13 protein-coding genes are annotated in these 18,443 nt (G+C 72.6%); 5 read left to right on the top strand and 8 right to left on the bottom strand.

Annotation, left to right across the window (positions count from 1 at the left end):
- The first annotated feature begins 119 nt into the window (after positions 1-119).
- Positions 120-2,267 carry a TPM domain-containing protein gene (locus tag ACSMXR_RS24680; RefSeq protein ID WP_473172443.1) on the top strand — a complete coding sequence of 716 codons (2,148 nt, stop codon included), beginning with the start codon at positions 120-122 and terminating at the stop codon, positions 2,265-2,267.
- 59 nt (positions 2,268-2,326) lie between these two features.
- Complete coding sequence (locus ACSMXR_RS24675; RefSeq protein ID WP_137231911.1) at positions 2,327-3,040, top strand: PspA/IM30 family protein; 714 nt, start codon at positions 2,327-2,329, stop codon at positions 3,038-3,040.
- Between the two features lie 17 nt (positions 3,041-3,057).
- On the opposite strand, the gene ACSMXR_RS24670 is transcribed toward ACSMXR_RS24675, so the two are convergent.
- From ACSMXR_RS24670 to ACSMXR_RS24650, 5 genes are all read right to left on the bottom strand, one after another.
- Positions 3,058-5,625 carry a SpoIIE family protein phosphatase gene (locus ACSMXR_RS24670; RefSeq protein WP_381907649.1) on the bottom strand — a complete coding sequence of 856 codons (2,568 nt, stop codon included), beginning with the start codon at positions 5,623-5,625 and terminating at the stop codon, positions 3,058-3,060.
- A gap of 214 nt (positions 5,626-5,839) precedes the next feature.
- Positions 5,840-6,283 carry an ATP-binding protein gene (locus tag ACSMXR_RS24665; RefSeq protein ID WP_030082744.1) on the bottom strand — a complete coding sequence of 148 codons (444 nt, stop codon included), beginning with the start codon at positions 6,281-6,283 and terminating at the stop codon, positions 5,840-5,842.
- A gap of 128 nt (positions 6,284-6,411) precedes the next feature.
- The gene (locus ACSMXR_RS24660; RefSeq protein WP_473169939.1) at positions 6,412-6,816 is read right to left on the bottom strand and encodes an NUDIX hydrolase; all 405 of its coding nucleotides are present in this window, start codon (positions 6,814-6,816) and stop codon (positions 6,412-6,414) included.
- Between the two features lie 187 nt (positions 6,817-7,003).
- A complete protein-coding gene (locus tag ACSMXR_RS24655) occupies positions 7,004-7,204 on the bottom strand; it encodes an SPOR domain-containing protein (RefSeq protein WP_137231913.1) in 201 nt (66 codons plus the stop codon).
- A 238-nt stretch (positions 7,205-7,442) separates the two neighbouring features.
- A complete protein-coding gene (locus ACSMXR_RS24650; RefSeq protein ID WP_030630823.1) occupies positions 7,443-8,195 on the bottom strand; it encodes a GntR family transcriptional regulator in 753 nt (250 codons plus the stop codon).
- Between the two features lie 284 nt (positions 8,196-8,479).
- Between ACSMXR_RS24650 and ACSMXR_RS24645 the strand changes: the two genes are divergently transcribed.
- Positions 8,480-9,895 carry a glycoside hydrolase family 18 protein gene (locus ACSMXR_RS24645; RefSeq protein WP_473169938.1) on the top strand — a complete coding sequence of 472 codons (1,416 nt, stop codon included), beginning with the start codon at positions 8,480-8,482 and terminating at the stop codon, positions 9,893-9,895.
- Between the two features lie 146 nt (positions 9,896-10,041).
- Here the strand turns inward: ACSMXR_RS24645 and ACSMXR_RS24640 are convergent, their stop codons facing one another.
- Complete coding sequence (locus ACSMXR_RS24640; protein ID WP_137231915.1) at positions 10,042-11,634, bottom strand: S8 family peptidase; 1,593 nt, start codon at positions 11,632-11,634, stop codon at positions 10,042-10,044.
- Positions 11,635-11,874: 240 nt separating this feature from the next.
- Between ACSMXR_RS24640 and ACSMXR_RS24635 the strand changes: the two genes are divergently transcribed.
- Positions 11,875-12,984 carry a threonine synthase gene (locus ACSMXR_RS24635; RefSeq protein ID WP_473169937.1) on the top strand — a complete coding sequence of 370 codons (1,110 nt, stop codon included), beginning with the start codon at positions 11,875-11,877 and terminating at the stop codon, positions 12,982-12,984.
- 396 nt (positions 12,985-13,380) lie between these two features.
- Positions 13,381-16,119: a glycosyl hydrolase family 65 domain-containing protein gene (locus tag ACSMXR_RS24630; protein WP_473169936.1), complete on the top strand. Its 2,739-nt coding sequence runs from the start codon at positions 13,381-13,383 to the stop codon at positions 16,117-16,119.
- A gap of 9 nt (positions 16,120-16,128) precedes the next feature.
- Here ACSMXR_RS24630 and ACSMXR_RS24625 read toward each other — a convergent pair whose 3' ends face one another.
- Positions 16,129-17,124 carry a hypothetical protein gene (locus tag ACSMXR_RS24625; RefSeq protein WP_473169935.1) on the bottom strand — a complete coding sequence of 332 codons (996 nt, stop codon included), beginning with the start codon at positions 17,122-17,124 and terminating at the stop codon, positions 16,129-16,131.
- Complete coding sequence (locus ACSMXR_RS24620) at positions 17,114-18,367, bottom strand: hypothetical protein (protein ID WP_473169934.1); 1,254 nt, start codon at positions 18,365-18,367, stop codon at positions 17,114-17,116. Before ACSMXR_RS24620 ends, ACSMXR_RS24625 begins: the two co-directional genes overlap by 11 nt.
- Positions 18,368-18,443 lie beyond the last annotated feature (76 nt).

The raw sequence follows: 18,443 nt of genomic DNA, 5'->3' as shown, positions 1-18,443 counted from the left end.
CGCGCGGGGCGGCTTCTTTCGCGCGCCCTTTCATGCGAACAGCCGACGCCGACCGGCAGAACGTCGGGTCGCGGGGGTCGAAAAGCGCACATAGCCTCGCAAAGGTGACGCCTCCACGATTGCCGCGGAACCGGAGCGCCGGGCCCGGCCGAGCCCGGTTCACCGGTCCGCCGGCCGGTCTGCTCACCGGCCTGCTCGCCGCGCTGTCCGCCGTGTGCTGGCTGGTGCTGCCCGCCGCCGCGCCCGCCCGCGCCGACGACCCCGTCGAGCTGTCGCGGGACGGGCAGATCACCGACCGGGTGGGTGCGCTGGGCGACCGGACGGAGCAGGTGGAGGACGCCCTCGACCGGCTGTACGAGGACGAGCGCATCCAGCTCTTCGTGGTGTACGTACGCGATTTCTCCGGCCGGTCCGGGCAGACCTGGAGCGACGAGACCGCCGACCGCAACGGTCTGGGCCAGGACGACGTGCTGCTCTCCGTCGCCACCCACGACCGGCAGTACGCCTACACCGTCGACGCGGGCTCCCCGCTCACCGACGCCCAGCTGCGGGACGTGGCCGGTACCGCGATCGAACCCGCGCTGCGGGAGAACGACTGGGCGGGGGCCGCGATCGGCGCGGCGGACGGCTACGCCTCCGTACGGGCCGGACGCCCCGTGACCGCGCCCGCGATCACCCCGGGACCGGCCGACCCCGGAACGGGTGACTCCGGCGCCACCGGCGCCCGCGACTTCATCCTGCCGGTGGCCGTCGTCGGCGGCGTGGGCGCGGTCGCCGCCTACGCGTACGCCCGGCGCAAGCGGCGCGGCACGACCCGCACCACCCCGGCGGCCACCGGCTGGGGCCGGGGCGCGGGGGCGGGCGGTGCGCCGGAGCCGCCGACGCCGCTGCCGGAGCTGGACGCGCGGGCGAAGCAGGTGCTGGTGGACACCGATGACGCGGTACGCACCAGCGAGGAGGAACTCGGCTTCGCGACCGCCCAGTTCGGCGAGGAGGCGGCGAAGCCCTTCACCGAGGCGGTGGCGCGGGCGAAGGACGAGCTGACGCGGTCGTTCCGGCTGCGCCAGCAGCTCGACGACGCCTTCCCCGAGGACGACGCGACCCGCCGCCGGATGCTGGAGGAGATCCTGCGGCGGTGCGCCACCGCCGACGAGGGTCTGGACACCGTCTCCGAGGACTTCGACCGGCTGCGCGCGCTGGAACGTACCGCGCCCGAGGCCCTGGCCACCGTGGACGCCACGCACCGCGAGCTCGCCGGACGGGTCGCCGCGGCCGAGTCGGGCGTCGCCGGGCTGCGCGAGCGGTACGGGGAGGGCGCGGCCACGCCCGTGGCGGGCGACGTCGAGCAGGCGCGGGACCGGCTCGTCTTCGCGGCCTCGGCCGTGGAGCAGGCCCGTACGGCGGTCGACGGCGGCGAGAACTCCCGGGCCGCGGTGTACATCCGGGCCGCCGAGGGCGCGGTGGGCCAGGCGGGCACGCTGCTGGACTCGGTGGACCGGCGGGCTGCGGAGCTGGCCGAGGCCGCACGGAGACTGCCCGCCGCGCTGACCGAGACGGAGGCCGACCTCGCGGACGCGGGCGGGCTGCTCGAAGGGACCGCCGAGGGTGCGTCGACCGCCGATCTGCGCGGCCGGATCGCCCGCGCCGAGGCGGTGCTCGCCGATGTCCGGGGCGCGACGGCGGCGGGACCGTACGACCCGATCGACGCGCTGCGCCGGGTGGAGGAGGCGGACGCGGCCCTGGACGAGGCGCTGGCCGGCGCGCGGGAGCAGGAGCGCGGTGACGCCAAGGCCCGCACCCTCCTCGATCAGGCGATGCTCACCGCCCGGTCCGCGATCGGGGCGGCGGCCGACTACATCACGACCAACCGGGGTGCGGTCGGCAGCCAGGCCCGTACCCGGCTCGCGGAGGCGCAGCGGCGGTGGGAGCGGGCCCGGGAGCTGTCGGGCACGGACGCGCAGGGCGCGCTGGCCGAGGCGCAGCAGGCGGACGCGCTGGCCCGGCAGGCGATGAGCCTGGCGGAGCAGGACGTCCGGGGCTTCGGCGGCATGCAGGGCCCCGGCGGTATGCGGGGCGGGGGCGGCGGCATGGGCGGGGCGGTGCTCGGCGGCATCATCCTCGGCGGGCTGTTCGGGGGCGGCGGCCGGGGCGGGGGCATGGGCGGCGGGTTCGGCGGCGGCGGCCGGTCCGGCGGCTTCGGCGGCAGTCCCGGCAGTTTCGGCGGGGGCGGAACGCGGGGGCGCCGGGGCGGTGGCGGCCGCTTCTGAACGACCGGACCTCATCTCCTCACCCGTACCAGCGATCCCGACTTCCCAGGAGTGATCCCATGACCAAGCAGACCATCCTCGGCCGCGTCACCCAGCTCGCGAAGGCCAACATCAACGCCCTCCTCGACCAGGCCGAGGACCCGCAGAAGATGCTGGACCAGCTGATCCGGGACTACACGAACAACATCGCGGAGGCCGAGCAGGCCGTCGCGTCGACCATCGGCAACCTCCGGCTGATGGAGCAGGACCACAAGGAGGACGTCGAGGCGGCGGCCGAGTGGGGCGGGAAGGCGCTGGCGGCCAGCCGGAAGGCGGACGAGCTGCGCGGGGCCGGGTCGGTGGCGGAGGCCGACAAGTTCGACAACCTGGCCAAGGTGGCGCTGGGCCGTCAGCTCCAGTCGGAGCAGGAGGCGAGGACGGCCGAGCCGACGATCGCCTCGCAGTCCGAGGTGGTGGACAAGCTGAAGACGGGCCTCGACCAGATGAAGGGCAAGCTCTCCGAGCTGAAGGCCAAGCGCGACGAGTTGGTGGCGCGCGCCAAGTCCGCCCAGGCGCAGAACCAGATGATGGACGCGGTGAAGAACATCGACGTCCTCGACCCGACGAGCGAGCTGAGCCGCTTCGAGGACAAGGTGCGGCGCGAGGAGGCGAAGGCGCTGGGCAAGCAGGAGCTGGCCGCCTCCTCCCTGGACGCCCAGTTCGAGCAGCTGGACAGCCTGGGCGCCAGCGCGGAGGTCGAGGCCCGGCTGGCGGCCCTCAAGACGGGCGCGTAACGGCTCCTCCCCCGGGTTCAGTACATGCTCAGGAGCTGCTCCACGGAGAGTTCGGCGGCCGGGGCCCCGTCCGGCAGGGCCAGTTCGAACCAGACGGTCTTGCCGCGCGGGGTGCGGCGCGAGCCCCAGGCGGCGCTGAGCAGGCCGACCAGCTGGAGGCCGCGGCCGCCCTCGTCGGTGTCGCGGGCGCGGCGGCGGCGCGGCTGGACGAGTCCGGCGTCCCACACCTCGCAGACCAGGGTGCGGTCGCGCAGCAGCCGGAGCCGGATCTCGCCCTCGCCGTAGCGCAGGGCGTTGGTGACCAGTTCGCTGACGAGGAGTTCGGTGGTGTCGACCAGGTCGTCGAGGTCCCAGGCGAGCAGCTGGGTGCGGGCCAGCTCACGGGCGCGGCCCACCGAACGGGGTTCGCGCGGCAGCGTCCAGTCGCCCACCGCCTCCGCGGGCAGCCCTTGGATCCGGGCCATCAGCAGGGCGATGTCGTCCTCGCCGTGCCGGGTGTCCAGGGTGCTCAGGACGTGGTCGCAGGCGTCCTCCAGCTCCATCTGCGGACCGGTGAGCACCTCCCGCAGCGCCTCCAGGCCCTCGTCCAGCGGCTGGTCCCGGGACTCGACCAGGCCGTCGGTGTAGAGGGTGAGCAGGGCGTTCTCGGCCAGCTCGACCTCGACCTCCTCGAACGGCTCACCGCCGACGCCCAGCGGCATGCCCGGGGGGACGTCGATGAGCCGGGCGGGCCGGCCGGGCTCGACGACGGCCGGGGGCATGTGCCCGGCGTTGGCGAACGTACAGCGCCGGGTGACCGGGTCGTAGACCGCGTACACACAGGTCGCGAGATACACCTCGGAGAGGTCGGCCTCGCGGGACTTCTGCGCGGCGCGCGAGGGCCACTGCGCTCCGCCGCGGCCGCCGAGCCCCTCGCTGCGCTCGCCGCCGCCCGGGGAGCCGAGGCCGCGGGCGACCTCGTCGAGAGCGGAGAGCACCTCGGCCGGTTCCAGGTCGAGGAGGGCCAGGGTCCTTACGGCGGTGCGCAGTTCGCCCATGGCGACGGCGGCGCGCAGGCCGCGGCCCATGACGTCGCCGACGACGAGGGCGGTGCGGTGACCGGGCAGCTCGATCACGTCGAACCAGTCGCCGCCGACCTCGGTGGCGGTGTTGCCGGGCAGATAGCGGCAGGCGATGTCGAGCCCGGCGGCCTCGGGGTCGCCGGGGGGCAGCAGGCTGCGCTGGAGGATCAGGGCGCGTTCGTGCTCGCGGCGGTAGAGGCGGGCGTTGTCGATACAGACGGCGGCGCGGGCGGCCAGTTCGGTGGCGAGGGCCCGGTCGCGCTCACCGAAGGGCTCGCTGCCCTTCGTACGGGAGAACTGGACGAGGCCGACGACGGTGTCGTGCGCGACCATCGGCACGGCGAGCGTCGACTGCACGAAGCCCATCTCGTCGCCGGGGACGTCCTCGACCCGGCCGGAGCGGAGCGCCATGGCGCAGGGCGAGCCGAACGGGAAGCGGTGGACGGAGCCGAGCGCGGGCGGCAGGTCGTCCGGGCCGGGGGGCCCGCTGCCCGCCACGGCGGTGGGCAGGGCGTCGGCGACCGCGCTGGCGTGGGCGACCCGGCGCAGCTCCGCCGAGCCTCCGGCGGACTCGCGGTGCGCGGGCGCCCAACTGCCGGGCGCGGCCTCCTCGCCGGTGAGCAGCCCCTGGTAGAGGTCGACGGTGGCGAGGTCGCAGAAGCCGGGGACGGCCACGTCGAGGAGTTCGCGGGCGGTGGTCTCCAGGTCCAGGGAATTGCCGATGCGGGCGCTGGCCTCGTTGAGGAGGGCGAGGTTGCGGCGGGCGCTGGCGGCCTCGCGGGCGGCGATGTGCCGGCGGGTGACGTCGGTGGCGAGTCCGGCGATGCCGACGGGGCGGCCGGCTCCGCTGTGCACCCGGTAGAGGTTCATGGACCAGTGGCGGCGGTCGGTGGTGCCGGGGGCGGTGCCGACGAGCTGGAGGTCGGTGACGGACTCCCCGGTCTCCAGGACCCGTTTCAGGGTGGCGGACAGCCGGTCGGCCTCGGCGCGCGGCAGATAGTCCTCCACCGTGCGGCCCCGGTGGTCCTCGGCCGCGCCGCCGAAGACCGTGGCGAAGCGCTGGTTGGCCCGGACGACGGCGAAGTCCGTGCCGAACAGCACGAAGCCGAAAGGAGATTGGCCGAATATGGCCTGTGATGCGGCGAGGTCGGTCTCGATGCTCCGCAGCGCCCGGACGTCCACGACGATGCAGAGCGCGGCCCGCTCGCCACGGCCCGTCAGACTCGGCATCACATAGACCTCGGCGACGCCGTGCGCCCCGCCCTCGCCCGGCATCCGGAACGGGACGAGACCCGTCCACTCCTTGCCGTCGAGGATCTCGCCGACCCGCCGACGACCGTCCGAGCGCAGCTCGAAGGGCATGAAGGCTTCCACCGGGTCACGGCCGATCGCCTCGGTCGAGGTCATGCCGAACAGACCGGCGGCCCGGCTGCTCCACTGCTCGATCAGGCCGTCGGGGCCGATCGAGAAGGAGGCGACCCTGATGTGGTCATAGATCGAGCCGGGCGGACTGCTCTGCCACACGACATCGCCGGCCGTCCCGACGACATCACCCGTCGTCCCAGGTATTTCGCTCACGCGACCGTCCCCTCCAGCTCACACACCGGACCGGTCCTGCCCGCAGTATTCAGCACTACGGCCCCGACCGACACGGCGTTCACGATCACAGCAAGGTCTCAGTCCCTTTCAGCCAGGTTCTGCCCGACCTCTGGTGATCGCTGTGCGTCCCTCCACTCTCCTAACCAGGGAGAGCCAGCTCGAACCACACGGTCTTGCCACTCTTTCCCCGACGCGTCCCCCAGCGACGTGCGGAACAGGCCACCAGCTGGAGTCCCCGGCCGCCTTCGTCGTCGGGTCCCGCACTGCGTTCGGTGGGTGGATCCGGAAGCGGATCGGAGACTTCCACCCGCAGTCCGGGGGCGGCGGGAGGGCGGTCGGCGAGCAGGAGGTCCCCGTCGGGGTTCGAGCGGACCAACCGTACGCCGATGGGCCCGGAGGCGTACCGCAGGGAATTGGTCACGAGTTCGCTGACGAGCAGCACCGTGAGATCACCGACCGCCGCGTCGAGACCCCACGAGCCCAGAGCGCCCCGGACGGCGTGCCGGGCGCTGCGCACGGAGCCCGGTTCGGCCGGGAAGGTCCACTCGGCGCAGTCGCCTTCGGTCTCGATCACGCCGATCACTTCCCAGGGACGACCACGGGCGCACCCACATGAGTAAATGGGGACTAAAAACCCCATACCCACCATTTATTGCTTACTACCGCACAACGTGCCGTTTGGTGCATAAGAGTGCAGACGGGCACGGGTGATCAGGTCAGCGCGCCCGCCGCCTTGAGGTCGTCGAAGAGCAGCTGGTCCACGGGCGGCACCAGGGCCCGGTCGGCGAAGGAGAACCAGGCCATCTCCTCGATCTCGCTGCTCGCGGTGAGCGTGCCGCGGTAGTCGCCGTAGTAGCAGCTCATCCGTACGACGGCGGCGTCGGGCCGGCCGTCCACGGGGGCCTCGTACGTACCGGCGTGGACGACGGTCTCCTGGATCAGGCCGACCGTCAGCTCCTCCTGGATCTCCCTCAGGAGGGTCTGCAGATCGGTCTCCGCGCCCTCGCGCTTGCCGCCCGGGATGTAGAAGACGCCCTTGCCCCGGGGCCGCGCGCAGAGAATCCTGCCGCCCTCGATCCGCACCCAGGCCACCGTGTCGATCAGCACCGCCATCACTCCGCCCCGCTCGCCGCACCTCCGGCGGCTTCCGCACCCCCGGTCGGGCGGGACCCTACCGTCCGAGGCGGCGGACGTGCACAAGCGCGGCACAGGCGCACGCGGGCGCACAAGCACTCCAGAAGGCCCGTGGGGCCCCGGGAGGCACGTTCCCGCCTCCCGGGGCCCCACGGGGCCGTCCTGCGCGTCAGGGCCGGTTGCCCTGGCCCACGCGCTCCACCCGATAGACCTGGTGACGATGGCGGTGGTCGAGGCCGTCGGCGACCTTCTGCGCCTCGGCCTGCGTGGCGTACCTGCCCACGCGATAGCGGTTGCCGCCGTCGTCCTGCCGTATCACCTGCCAAGGGAGCACGGCGCCGCTGTCGCTCATCGTGTCGCTCCCCCGCATATCGCCCCTCTTCCCACCGGCGTGCACGTCTCTAAGGATCCCCAGGAAACCGCAGTACGCATATGCCCGAGCGTACGCCTGACCTTCACTCAGTGCAGGCGGCTTTACACAAAGAGATACACATCCGGCCATCACGAAAGGGGCGCATCGAATGAATGCGCCCCCTCATGACCCATCAGCACGCCCATCAGCCCCGGCAGACACCCTTCACCGGGGCCCGACGGGCCGTCACCTCACCTCATCGCACCGGCAGGTGGTAGGCGACCCGGTACCGGTCGGCCGGCACCACCACGTCGGCCGTCTCCACGGCCCGGCCCGAGGCGTAGTACGTACGCCCGATGACGATGACCACATGGCCGGGCACACCGCCGAGCGCCAGGAGCTCCTCCGCCAACCCCGGGCGCGCGCCGACCTCCTCGGCGACGTTGTCCACGACGACATCGATCGCGGCCATCCGGTCGACCACCCCGCAGCCGCCCAACGGGCCCTCCTCCGGCAGCATCACGGGCGTACGGCCGGTGACGGCGAGCGGCTCCCAGGAGGTGGAGAGCATGATCGGCTCGCCCGCCTCCCGGAAGACGTAATGCGTGCGCATCACCCGGTCGCCCGGCTCGATGCCCAGCCGCCCGGCGATCTCGGGGCTCGCCCCCTCCTGCTCACTGCGGGACTCCCAGGTCCCGCGCGCCCCCTCGGCCGTCTGCTCCTGCCGGAACGGACTGGCCCCCTTGTCCGGCCGGTAGCCGGAGCGGGCGATCATGCGGGGGACGGGACGCTCGCGCACATAGGTGCCGGAGCCGGAACGCCCCTCGACCAGCCCCTCCGCCATCAGGACCTTTCGCGCCTCCAGGGCGACGGTGTCCGAGACCCCGTACTCCTCCCGGATGCGGGCCTGCGACGGCAGGCGGGTATGGGGCGGCAGCGCGCCGTTGACGATCTTCTCCCTGAGATCGCTCGCCACGCGCAGATAGGCGGGCTGCTCACCGAAAGTCACAGGCCACTCCCAACAGGTTGACAGTCTGCGACAGCCTGACAACCGTGGGTTGTGCACCGCAAGCATGGGCCAGAGTTTCACCCAATGTGATGATCTTGTGGCGGTCCAGGCATACCTCGGGCCCGGATACCAGATTCTTCCCGGACGTTCTCCGGCAACTCCCTTACTCTTGACCATTTTTGGTCCAGACCAATACCTTCCTGTGCACAGCACGGCTCCCGCTTTTCCGTCCGCTTTCTCTCCGTACCGGACCACGCACCGGATCACGCACAGGAACGAGCCTCATGCGCCGAAGAAGCCTGTCCCGAATGACCATCGCCGCCGTCTCGCTGGCCCTGCTGGCGGGCGTCGCGCCCGCGGCCACGGCCAGCGCCGGCCACGACCGGAGCAAGGACGGCGACCGCGACAAGGGCCACCACCGGCCCGCGTACAAGAGCATCGGCTACTTCACCCAATGGGGCGTCTACGGACGCGACTTCCAGGTCAAGGACCTGGACACCAGCGGGGCCGCGGCCAAGCTGACCCACATCAACTACGCCTTCGGCAATGTCAGCGCCGAGGGCAAGTGCTTCACCGGCAACATCCCCGGCCAGGCCGACGCCTGGGCCGACTACGCCCGTCCGTTCGACGCGGCGGGATCGGTGGACGGCGTCGCCGACACCGACACCCAGCCGCTCGCGGGCAGCTTCAACCAGCTGCGCGAGCTGAAGGCCAAGCACCCCGGCCTCAAGGTCATGATCTCGCTCGGCGGCTGGAGCTGGTCCACCCACTTCTCCGACGCGGTCCGCACGGCGGCCTCCCGCAAGGCGCTCGTCGCCTCCTGCGTCGACCTGTACATCAAGGGCAACCTCCCGGTGGACGGGGCGCGCGGCGGCGACGGCGCGGCGGCCGGCCTCTTCGACGGCATCGACGTCGACTGGGAGTGGCCCGGCTCGGCGGCGAACGAGGGCACCGTCTTCCGCCCGGAGGACAAGAAGAACTTCACCGCCCTGATCCACGAGTTCCGCACCCAGCTCGACGCCCACGCGAAGAGCGAGGCGAAGGCCGAGGAGAAGGCGGCCAAGGGCAAGGGGCACGGGCACGGCAAGCCGAAGCCGAAGCCGAAGCACTACGACCTGTCGGCGTACGTACCGGCCAACCCGGCCGCGATCGACGCGGGCTTCGATGTGAAGCGCCTCATGAAGGACTTCGACTTCGTCAATCTCCAGGGCTACGACTACCACGTCTCCGGCGAGAAGAAGACGGCCCAGCAGTCGGCCCTGTACGCGAAGAACGACTTCAGCGTCGACCGGACCGTGCGCGACTGGGTCCGCCGCGGCGCGCCCAAGCACAAGCTCGTGGTGGGCATGCCGACCTACGGCCAGGGCTGGACCGGAGTGAGCGGCGGCGGCACGGGCATGGGCCGGCCGGCCACGGCCCCGGCTCCGGCCACCTGGGCGGCGGGCTACGAGGACTACAAGGTCCTCAAGCAGCTGGCCGCTTCGGGGACGTACCAGGTGCACCGTGATGTGAAGAACGGCCACGCGTGGCTGTTCGACGGCACCACGCTGTGGACGTACGACGACCCGCGGGTCCTGCGCACCAAGGCCGCGTACGTCCGGGACAAGGGTCTCGGCGGGGCGATGTTCTGGTCGCTGGACGGGGACACGGAGGACGGCGAGCTGATCACCGCGGTCGACCGCGGGCTCAACCGCCGCTGATCTGACAGCCGGCAGGCCCGGCAGCCCGACGGACAGGGCCGGGGCGGTCGCATGACGCGACCGCCCCGGCCTGTGCGTGGTGCCTGGTGCCTGTGCCTGTGCCTGGTGCCTATGACTCAGCCGTTCGGAGGTTCAGCGGCGCGGGCTCAGAAGTGCAGGCCCCAGCTGTTGATCCGGCCGGTGTCGTACGTCCAGTTGTCGCTGACCCGGAGCTTCCAGGTGCCGTTGGCGGCGACGGAGGAGGCGTTGACGGTGTACGTGGTGACCACGTCGTCGGCGCTGCCGCCGGAGCCGTACGCCTTCAGGTTGAAGACGGTGCCGTTCGGTGCGACCAGGTCGATCTTCAGGTCACCGATGTAGGTGTGCGAGATGTTGACCGGCACCTTCAGCGCGGCAGGCGCGTTGCCGGCGACCCCGGTGACCGTGACGGGCGACTCGACGGTCGCGTTGTCGTTGATCGGGTACCCGGTGGTGTTCTCGAACTTCTTGGGGTCCGGGTCCGGCGGGTTGGTGGTGCCCGTGTTCACGTTCAGGAGACGGTTGGGCGAACCGCTGCCCGGGTTGCCGACGACTCCGGTGGTGGCCGCCGCGACGAGACCGGCGGAGACCTGCGCGGGCGTCGAGGACGGGTTCTCGGCGAGGTAGAGGGCGGCGCCGCCGGCCACGTGCGGGCTGGCCATCGACGTGCCGGAGATGGTGTTCGTGGCGCTGTCGCTGGTGTTCCACGTCGAGGTGATCGAGGAACCGGGCGCGAAGATGTCCACGATGGAGCCGTAGTTGGAGAAGCTGGAGCGGGCGTCGGTGTTGGTCGTCGAGCCCACGGTGATGGCCTCGGGGACGCGCGCCGGGGACTTCGTGGAGGCGTCGGTCGACTCGTTGCCCGCCGCGACGGCGTAGGTGACGCCGGAGGCGATGGACCGCTGCACGGCGGCGTCGAGCACGGAGTCCGCGCCACCGCCGAGGCTCATGTTGGCGACGGCGGGCTTGACGGCGTTGGCCGTCACCCAGTCGATGCCGGCGACGACCTGCGCGGTGGTGCCGGAGCCGCTGTTGTTCAGCACGCGGACGCCGACGATCTTCGCCTTCTTGGCGACGCCGTGGGCCGTGCCCGCGACGGTGCCGGCGACGTGCGTGCCGTGGCCGTGGCCGTCCTGCGCGACGTTGTCGTTGTCGATGGCGTCGTAGCCGTTGAAGGCCCGGCCGCCGAAGTCGCTGTGGCTGATCCGTACACCGGTGTCGATGACGTAGGCGGTGACGCCCTCGCCCGCCTTGTCCGGGTAGGTGTAGCGCTGGTCCAGCGGGAGGTTCTTCTGGTCGATGCGGTCCAGACCCCAGGAGGGCGGGTTGGTCTGGGTGGCGTCGACCGTGAAGGTGCGGTTCTGCGAGACGGAGGCGACGGCCGGGTCGGCGGCGAACTTCTTCGCCTCGGCGGCGGAGGCCTCGACCGCGTAACCGTTGAGGGCCGAGCGGTAGGTGCGCTCGATGCTCGCGCCGTACTTCTTCGCGAGGGCCTTGCCCTGGGCGGAGTCGGACTTCGCCGAGTCCTTCAGGGTCACGATGTAGCTGTTGCTGATGACGCCCGGAGCGCCCGCGTTCTCGATCACGCCTTCGGGTGCCCGCTCGGCCGCGGTCGCCGGAAGGGCGGAGGCGGTGGCGAGTGCGACGGCGGCTGCGGTGGCTATGACGGTCGCCGTGGCGAGTCTTCGCCGTGCATGGGGGGTGTGACGCATCACTGACATGTGAGGGGTCCTCCTCATAGGCGGTGCTCTGGTGGGGGGTGGTGCCGGAGCCGCACGACGACTCCCGACAGGGGCATGACAAATCAGCCAGTGGAACGCCCCGGTTTCTGCGTCCTCCGGTGACCGGCATGCCCTGCTGCCAGCGAAAGATTGACCGATCCATGGCGAACTCACAAGGGTGCGTTGGGGCATGCCATACGCACGCCATTCACCTGCCATATGCCTGACATGCTGGCGGACATGACGACCTATCACTGCCCGGTGGACGGGACCCGGTCCGAGACCACCGCCCTGACCTGGTGCTGCCCGGTCTGCCGGGGCCCCTGGGACCTCGACTTCACCCCCGTACGGGGCGTCGCGCCGAACGCGCTTTCCGTGCGGGCCAATTCATTGTGGCGTTACGAGGAATTCCTGCCGCTCGCCGCCCCGACGATCTCCCTGGGCGAGGGCCGCACCCCGCTCGTCGCGCTCACGGACACCGTCTCGGCCAAGCTCGACTACCTGATGCCGACGCTGTCCTTCAAGGACCGCGGCGCGGTGCTGCTGGTGGAGCTGGCCCGGCGGCTGGGCCCGGACCGGGTGGTGGCGGACAGCACGGGCAACGCGGGCACGTCCGTCGCCGCGTACTGCGCACGGGCCGGGCTCGCGTGCACGGTGTACGTCCCCGAGGGCACATCGGCCAAGAAGACCGAGCAGATCCGGGCCCACGGCGCACACCTGGTGACCGTCCCCGGCGGCCGGGAGGCGACCGCGCTGGCCGCCCGCGCGGCGGCGGACGAACCGGGGGTCTTCTACGCCTCGCACGTCTTCAACCCGTACTTCCTGCACGGCACGAAGACGTACGTGTACGAACTCTGGGAGGACCTCGGCGGCCGGCTGCCGGACGCGCTGGCCGTCCCGGTCGGCAACGGCACCCTGCTGCTGGGCGCGGCCCTGGCCACCGCCGAACTGCACGCGCTGGGCCTGATCGAGACCCGCCCTCGCCTGATCGCCGTCCAGGCCGAGGCGGTCTCCCCGCTGGCCGCCGCCTTCCACGCGGGCCTGGACGACCTGCCCCCGGCGGACCCGGCCGCGCCGCCCTCCCCCACGCTCGCCGAAGGCATCGCGATCCCTCGCCCACCGCGCGCCCGGCAGATCCTGGCAGCGGTACGGGCCTCGGGCGGCACGTTCCTGACGGTGCCGGAGGACCACATCCGCGAGGCCCAGCGGGACCTGGCGTCCCGCGGCTTCTACGTCGAGACGACGGGGGTGGCGTGCTGGGCGGCGGTACGGGACGGGGGCGGTGACGGGGGCAGCGTGGTGGTGCCGTTGTGCGGGGCGGGGTTGAAGACGGGGATGGCGGCGGGGTGAGGGGGCGGGCGGGCCGAGGGTGGCTGGTCCTGCGCCCCGGCGGACAGGCGGGGCCGAGGGTGGCTGGTCCTCCGCCCCGGCGGACAGGCGGGGCGCCCGAGAGCGGATGGCCCTCCGCCCCCGGCGGGTGCCGAGCCTGTGGCCGAGAGGTGGGGTGCCCTCGGCCTCGGCCCACCTTGCCTCCGACGGACGCCGGGCACCGGCCGAGGGGTGCGCCCTGCCTTCGGCGGACGGGCAGAAGGTGACCGACCCACCGCCCCCGGCGGACGCCGAGCCCGCCCCTCCCGCCCCTCCTGCTCCATCCGGCCGTCCGGCGGACGCCCGGTGCGGGGTGGGTACGCGGGGGTGTGCGCGGCGTGACCGCCGGCCGGGCCGCCGCGTCCCTACCTTCGTACCGTGAGCCTCTCGCGTATCTCCGTCCTCGCACCCCTGGTCGCGGCCGCCCTGATCGCACCGCCGTCGCCCGCCGCCCGCGCGGACGGGTCCCCCGGCCCCGTACCGCTGCCGGGCCCGGCCCACCCGTCCGTCTCCCCCGCACCGGGCCCGACCGCGTCCCCGCACCCGTCTCCGCCCGCTTCCCCGGCCCCGGCCGTGCCCGCCTGCGGCCGGACGGACGGTCAGGGCGCGCCCGGGACCTCCTGGTCCCCGACGTCCACCCGCTTCGGCGAGGCCGACGGCTACGACCCGTACGTCGGCAACGGCTATCTCGGCCACCGCGTCCCCGCCACCGGCGCCGGATACGCGGCCACCGGCGAGAAGACCGGCTGGCCGCTCTACACACCGCGCTACGACGGCGCGTTCGTCTCCGGGCTCTACGCACGGGACAAGGCCGTCACCGAGGGCCGCGAGGTGATCGCCGCGCTGCCGGGCTGGACCGGCATCGACGTGGCGGTCGGCAAGGAGACCCTCGGCACGGACACCCCGGCCGGCCGGATCTCGCACTACCGCCAGACGGTCTTCCTCTCCTGCGGCCTCGTCCGCACCTCGCTGCGCTGGACGACCGCGGACGGCCGGGCGACCGACCTCTCCTACGATGTCCTGGCCGACCGCTCCGACGTCCACACCGGAGCCGTACGCCTGCGGATGACCCCGCGCTGGAGCGGCACCGCGACCGTCACCGGCCGGCTCGACGGCCGGGGCGCGCGCCGGATCACGCTGCGCGAGGACGGCACGTTCCGCACGCTCGGCACCGGCGTCGAGGGGGCCGTGGCGCAGGCGATGCGGCGCGGCTCGGGCGTGGTCGAGACGCTGCGGCCGGACGCCCGTACGTCCCCGCGGCAGACCCCGGTCCGCGCGGGCCGGACGTACACCTTCGAGAAGTACGTCGGCGTCGACACCGCCCTGACCTCCCGTGCCCCGGCCGAGGACGCCCGCGAGGCGGCGCACCGGGCGGCGCGGCGCGGCTGGGACCGGGTCTTCGCGGCGAACGAGGCCGCCTGGCGCGAGGCCTGGTCCGCCGACGTCCTGGTCCCCGGCAGCCCCGACCTCCAGCGCCGGCTGCGCTCCGCCCAGTACGGACTGCTGGCGAGCACCCGGCGCGGCTCCGCCGACAGCATCGCCCCGGCCGGTCTGACCAGCGACAACTACGCGGGCCTGGTGTTCTGGGACGCCGAGACGTGGATGTTCCCGGGGCTGCTCGCCACCCGTCCGGAGCTGGCGCGCTCGGTCGTCGAGTACCGCTACCGCACCCGGGACGCGGCCCGCGCGAACGCCGAGAAGCTGGGCCACCACGGCCTGTTCTACCCCTGGACGAGCGCGAGCCGGGGCCGGCTGGACTCCGAGTGCCACAGCGTGGACCCGCCGCACTGTCTGACCCAGAACCACCTCCAGGGCGATGTGTCGCTGGCCGTCTGGCAGTACTACCTCGCCACCGGCGACCGCGACTGGCTGGCGGCACGCGGCTGGCCGCTCCTGAGCGGCATCGCCGACTTCTGGCAGTCGCGCGCCACGGCGAACGAGGACGGCAGCTACTCCATCAAGAACGTGGCCGGGCCCGACGAGTACAGCAACGGCGTCGACGACGGCGTCTTCACCAACGCGGGCGCCGCCACGGCCCTGCGCAACGCGACCCGCGCGGCCCGCATCCTCGGCCGGCGCCCGCCCGCCGGCTGGAACCGGGTCGCGGACCGTCTCCGTATCCCGTACGACGCGGAGAGGAAGGTCTTCCTCCAGTACGCGGGCTACAACGGCTCCACGATCAAGCAGGCGGACACGGTGCTGCTGACGTACCCGCTGGAGTGGCCGATGGAGCCGGGCGCGGCGGCGGCCACCCTGGACTACTACGCGGCGCGCACCGACCCGGACGGCCCGGCGATGACGGACTCGGTGCATGCGATCGACGCGGCGGAGACCGGTGAGCCGGGCTGCTCGACGTACACGTATCTCCAGCGTGCGGTGCGGCCCTTCGTGCGGGGCCCGTACGACCTGTTCTCCGAGGCGCGCGGCGAGAAGTCGGGCGCCGAGGACCCGCTGTCCGGCTTCCCGGCCGAGGACTTCCTGACCGGGAAGGGCGGCTTCCTCCAGGTGTTCACGCACGGCCTGACGGGCCTGCGCCTCCGTGCGGACGGCGTCCGCCTGGCCCCGACGCTGCCGCCGCACCTGCACGAGGGCGTCACGCTGAAGGGCCTGCGGTACCGGGACGCGGTGTACGAGGTCGGGATCGGCCCCCGGACGACGACGGTCCGCCTGATCTCGGGCGCCCCGTTCACGGTCCACACGACGGAGGGGCCGCGCCGGCTGTCCTCGTCCCTCACGCTTCCCACCCGCCGCCCCGACCTGACCCCGACGGCCGACGCGGCGCGCTGCCGCCCGGTGACGGCGACCTCCGAGGCCCCGGGCCTGTACGCGGAGGCGGCGGTGGACGGGGCTCGGGCGACGTCCTGGTCCCCGGACGGCGCGACGGGATCCCTGACGGTGGACCTGGGCGCCCGGCCCCTCCGGCTCACCTCGGTGACCCCGGTCTGGAGCGACGTACCGCCCGCCTCCCACACGTTGGAAACCTCCGTCGACGGCCGCTTCTGGCGCCCGTACCTGGCGGGCGACACGGCCCGCAAGGTCCGGGTGACGGTCCGCTCGGAGGACCCGGAGAAGCCGGCGGGGGTGGCTGAGCTGCGGGTGGAGACGGCAGGGCGGTAGGGGCGCAGCTCAGCCTTCGGGGCAGGGCGGCACCTTGTTGCCGCGCCGGTCGCGGCCGTACTCCGCGCCGCTCTGCTCGTACCAGATGTCCGGCATACGGGAGCCCGGGTACACGCAGTCGAAAGCGGGGAAGTAGACCTTCCGGTAGCCGGACGCGTCGGGCAGCCGCGCGGTCAGCTCGAACGGCTTGCCCCCCGGGCTGCTGATGGTCGTCTCCGCCGCACTGCCCCCGACTTCGTAACGCACCCGGTACCGCCAGCGGCAGTAGCCCGTCGAGGCCGTGGCGTGGACGATGAACGCCTCGGTCTCGTTCTGGTTCAACGTGATGTGCTTGGCCTCGGGGCCGGTGAAGAACGGCTTGGCGTCCTTGCCGTCCTCGGCGTCCTTGCCGAGGAACTTCAGGCGCGGGAGCGGGGCGTCCACCTCCAGCTCCAGGGGGATGACGTCCATGACTCCCTGGGAGGGGAAGTGCGCCAGGCTGCCGCCGAGCGGATTCTCGCACCTGCCTCCCTCCAGTACGGGCACGATGTCGGTGATGCGGACCTGCTGGGCGGCCCTGCCCTGCACGGTGATCATCCAGTCCGCGTTCCCGGCATCGACGACCACGCGGCCCTCCCGCCAGGGGCCGCCCGACGAGATCTGCTCAAGGATCTTCCCGTCCCCGTCCCCGTCCCCGTCCCCGGCGTCGCGCACCACGTAGTACCCGAAGTCCTTGACGTCCCTGACCTCGACCACGTCGATGGCGTTCTGCGGCGAGAGCCGGTCCGGCACCCGGTCCAGCGGAAGGATCGCTTTCACCGATGCGGCCAGGACGTCCTGAAATGTCATGGTCACCACGGCCAGCAGGATGCCCAGCAGCCAGGTGGTCGGGCTCTTCAGGAACCGCAGCCGACCGGTCGTCCCCTCTTCCTCCTCGCGGCGCGGCGGGCGCGCTCCGCTCCCCCGGCGCACGCTCGCCCGCGTGAGCGCGCCCGTCCTGCGGGTCCCCCGTCGGTTAGTCGCCATGGGCCGACCGCTCCTCGCGCTCAGGGACCGGCTGGTCCTCGTACTCGTCAGCGGGCGGGACCGCGGGGGCCGCGCGTCGCGCCATCAGCAGAACCGCTCCCAGGCACACGAGCCCCGTGGCCCACCCCCATGCCGCACCGAACCGGACAGCGTCGCCGAGGGCCACCCCCGGATGATCGGCCGCTGCCGCACCGCTCTCCCTGCGCGGGGCGAACCACCGCAACAGCAGGCCGTCCACGAACGCCGCGGCGACGGCCGCCAGCAACGTCGCGTACCACCCCTTCATGACGAGGCCGATGAAGGCCGTCGGACCGCGCCGCGACAGCCCCGCCCACCGCGCGGCCACCGAGCGGAGCGCCAGCGCCAGGGCCCCGAGAAAGACGACGCAGACCACGAGCGTGACGATCCAGCCGCCGACCAGCTCGGTCCTGAGCGGGCGCAGGCGCAGTGCCGGGTAGAGGACGCCGCTCCACTCGTCGATCAGCGGCGGCGGCGTGTAGGAGTCCCACAGCTCCGGGTCGAAGGTGATCGAGGTTCCCGGAGCCCCCGGAGCTCCCTGCGACAGATGCCGCACCCGGATGTGGCGGAGGACCGGTCCTCCCGCCACGGCCAGTAGTACGGCCGGAATCAGCCCCGCACACACCAGATGGCGTCGCTCCCGGGCGGTGATCGGAGCCGGACCGGGTTCCTTGCCGCTTTCGGCGTCCTCCGCGGTCCCGAGGTGGGTCCGCAGGGGCGGCCATTCCCGGTACCGCCACACCAGGAGCCAGGGCACGAGCGGCAGCCACAGCGTGAGCAGGACGAACTGGGCGGCCGCGGCGGGCACTTCACCGATCTGAGCCCGCACCACCCATTCACCGTAGGTGGGCATGGCGGTGGGGGCGTCCGGGTCCAGGGCCGGACCGATCAGGATCGCCACCCCCGCGGCAAGCAGCATGGCTCCGGCCAGGGCGAGAACGGTCCTGAGCCTCGGCCTGATTCCGGTGCTCCCGCGGAGTACCCCGTAGGTGAGCAGACCGCTCACCGTCAGAAAGACGATCTGCGGCAGCCATCCCCCGACATGGTGCGGATCGCGCACCGCGAAGCCGTCGAGCGAGAGTCCCAGTAACCGGAGGTCGCCCACGGTCAGTTCGGGCTGGAGGGCTTCGGAGACCTGCTTCTTCAACGGTTCGATCAGGAACAGAAGGAGCGCCTGGTTCCACACCCCGTAGGCGGCAAGCGCCATGGGCAGGCGACGATTCACCGTCGTACTCCCCCGAATTGCCCGTACGCGCAAGGAAACTGTGGCTTCAAGTCTGACCTACCGTCCCCGCGTCACC

This window comes from Streptomyces sp. DSM 106670 (assembly GCF_055792845.1).
The sequence above is the reverse complement of the archived record's forward strand: the minus strand, read 5'-3'. Positions and strand labels throughout refer to the sequence as shown.

Excerpts from the sequence above, each read along its gene's own strand:
- ACSMXR_RS24675 (WP_137231911.1), top strand. The coding sequence starts at position 2,327 with ATGACCAAGCAGACCATCCTCGGCCGCGTCACCCAGCTCGCGAAGGCC.
- ACSMXR_RS24655 (WP_137231913.1), bottom strand. The coding sequence starts at position 7,204 with ATGCGGGGGAGCGACACGATGAGCGACAGCGGCGCCGTGCTCCCTTGG.
- ACSMXR_RS24645 (WP_473169938.1), top strand. The coding sequence starts at position 8,480 with ATGCGCCGAAGAAGCCTGTCCCGAATGACCATCGCCGCCGTCTCGCTG.
- ACSMXR_RS24640 (WP_137231915.1), bottom strand. The coding sequence starts at position 11,634 with ATGTCAGTGATGCGTCACACCCCCCATGCACGGCGAAGACTCGCCACG.
- ACSMXR_RS24635 (WP_473169937.1), top strand. The coding sequence starts at position 11,875 with ATGACGACCTATCACTGCCCGGTGGACGGGACCCGGTCCGAGACCACC.
- ACSMXR_RS24625 (WP_473169935.1), bottom strand. The coding sequence starts at position 17,124 with ATGGCGACTAACCGACGGGGGACCCGCAGGACGGGCGCGCTCACGCGG.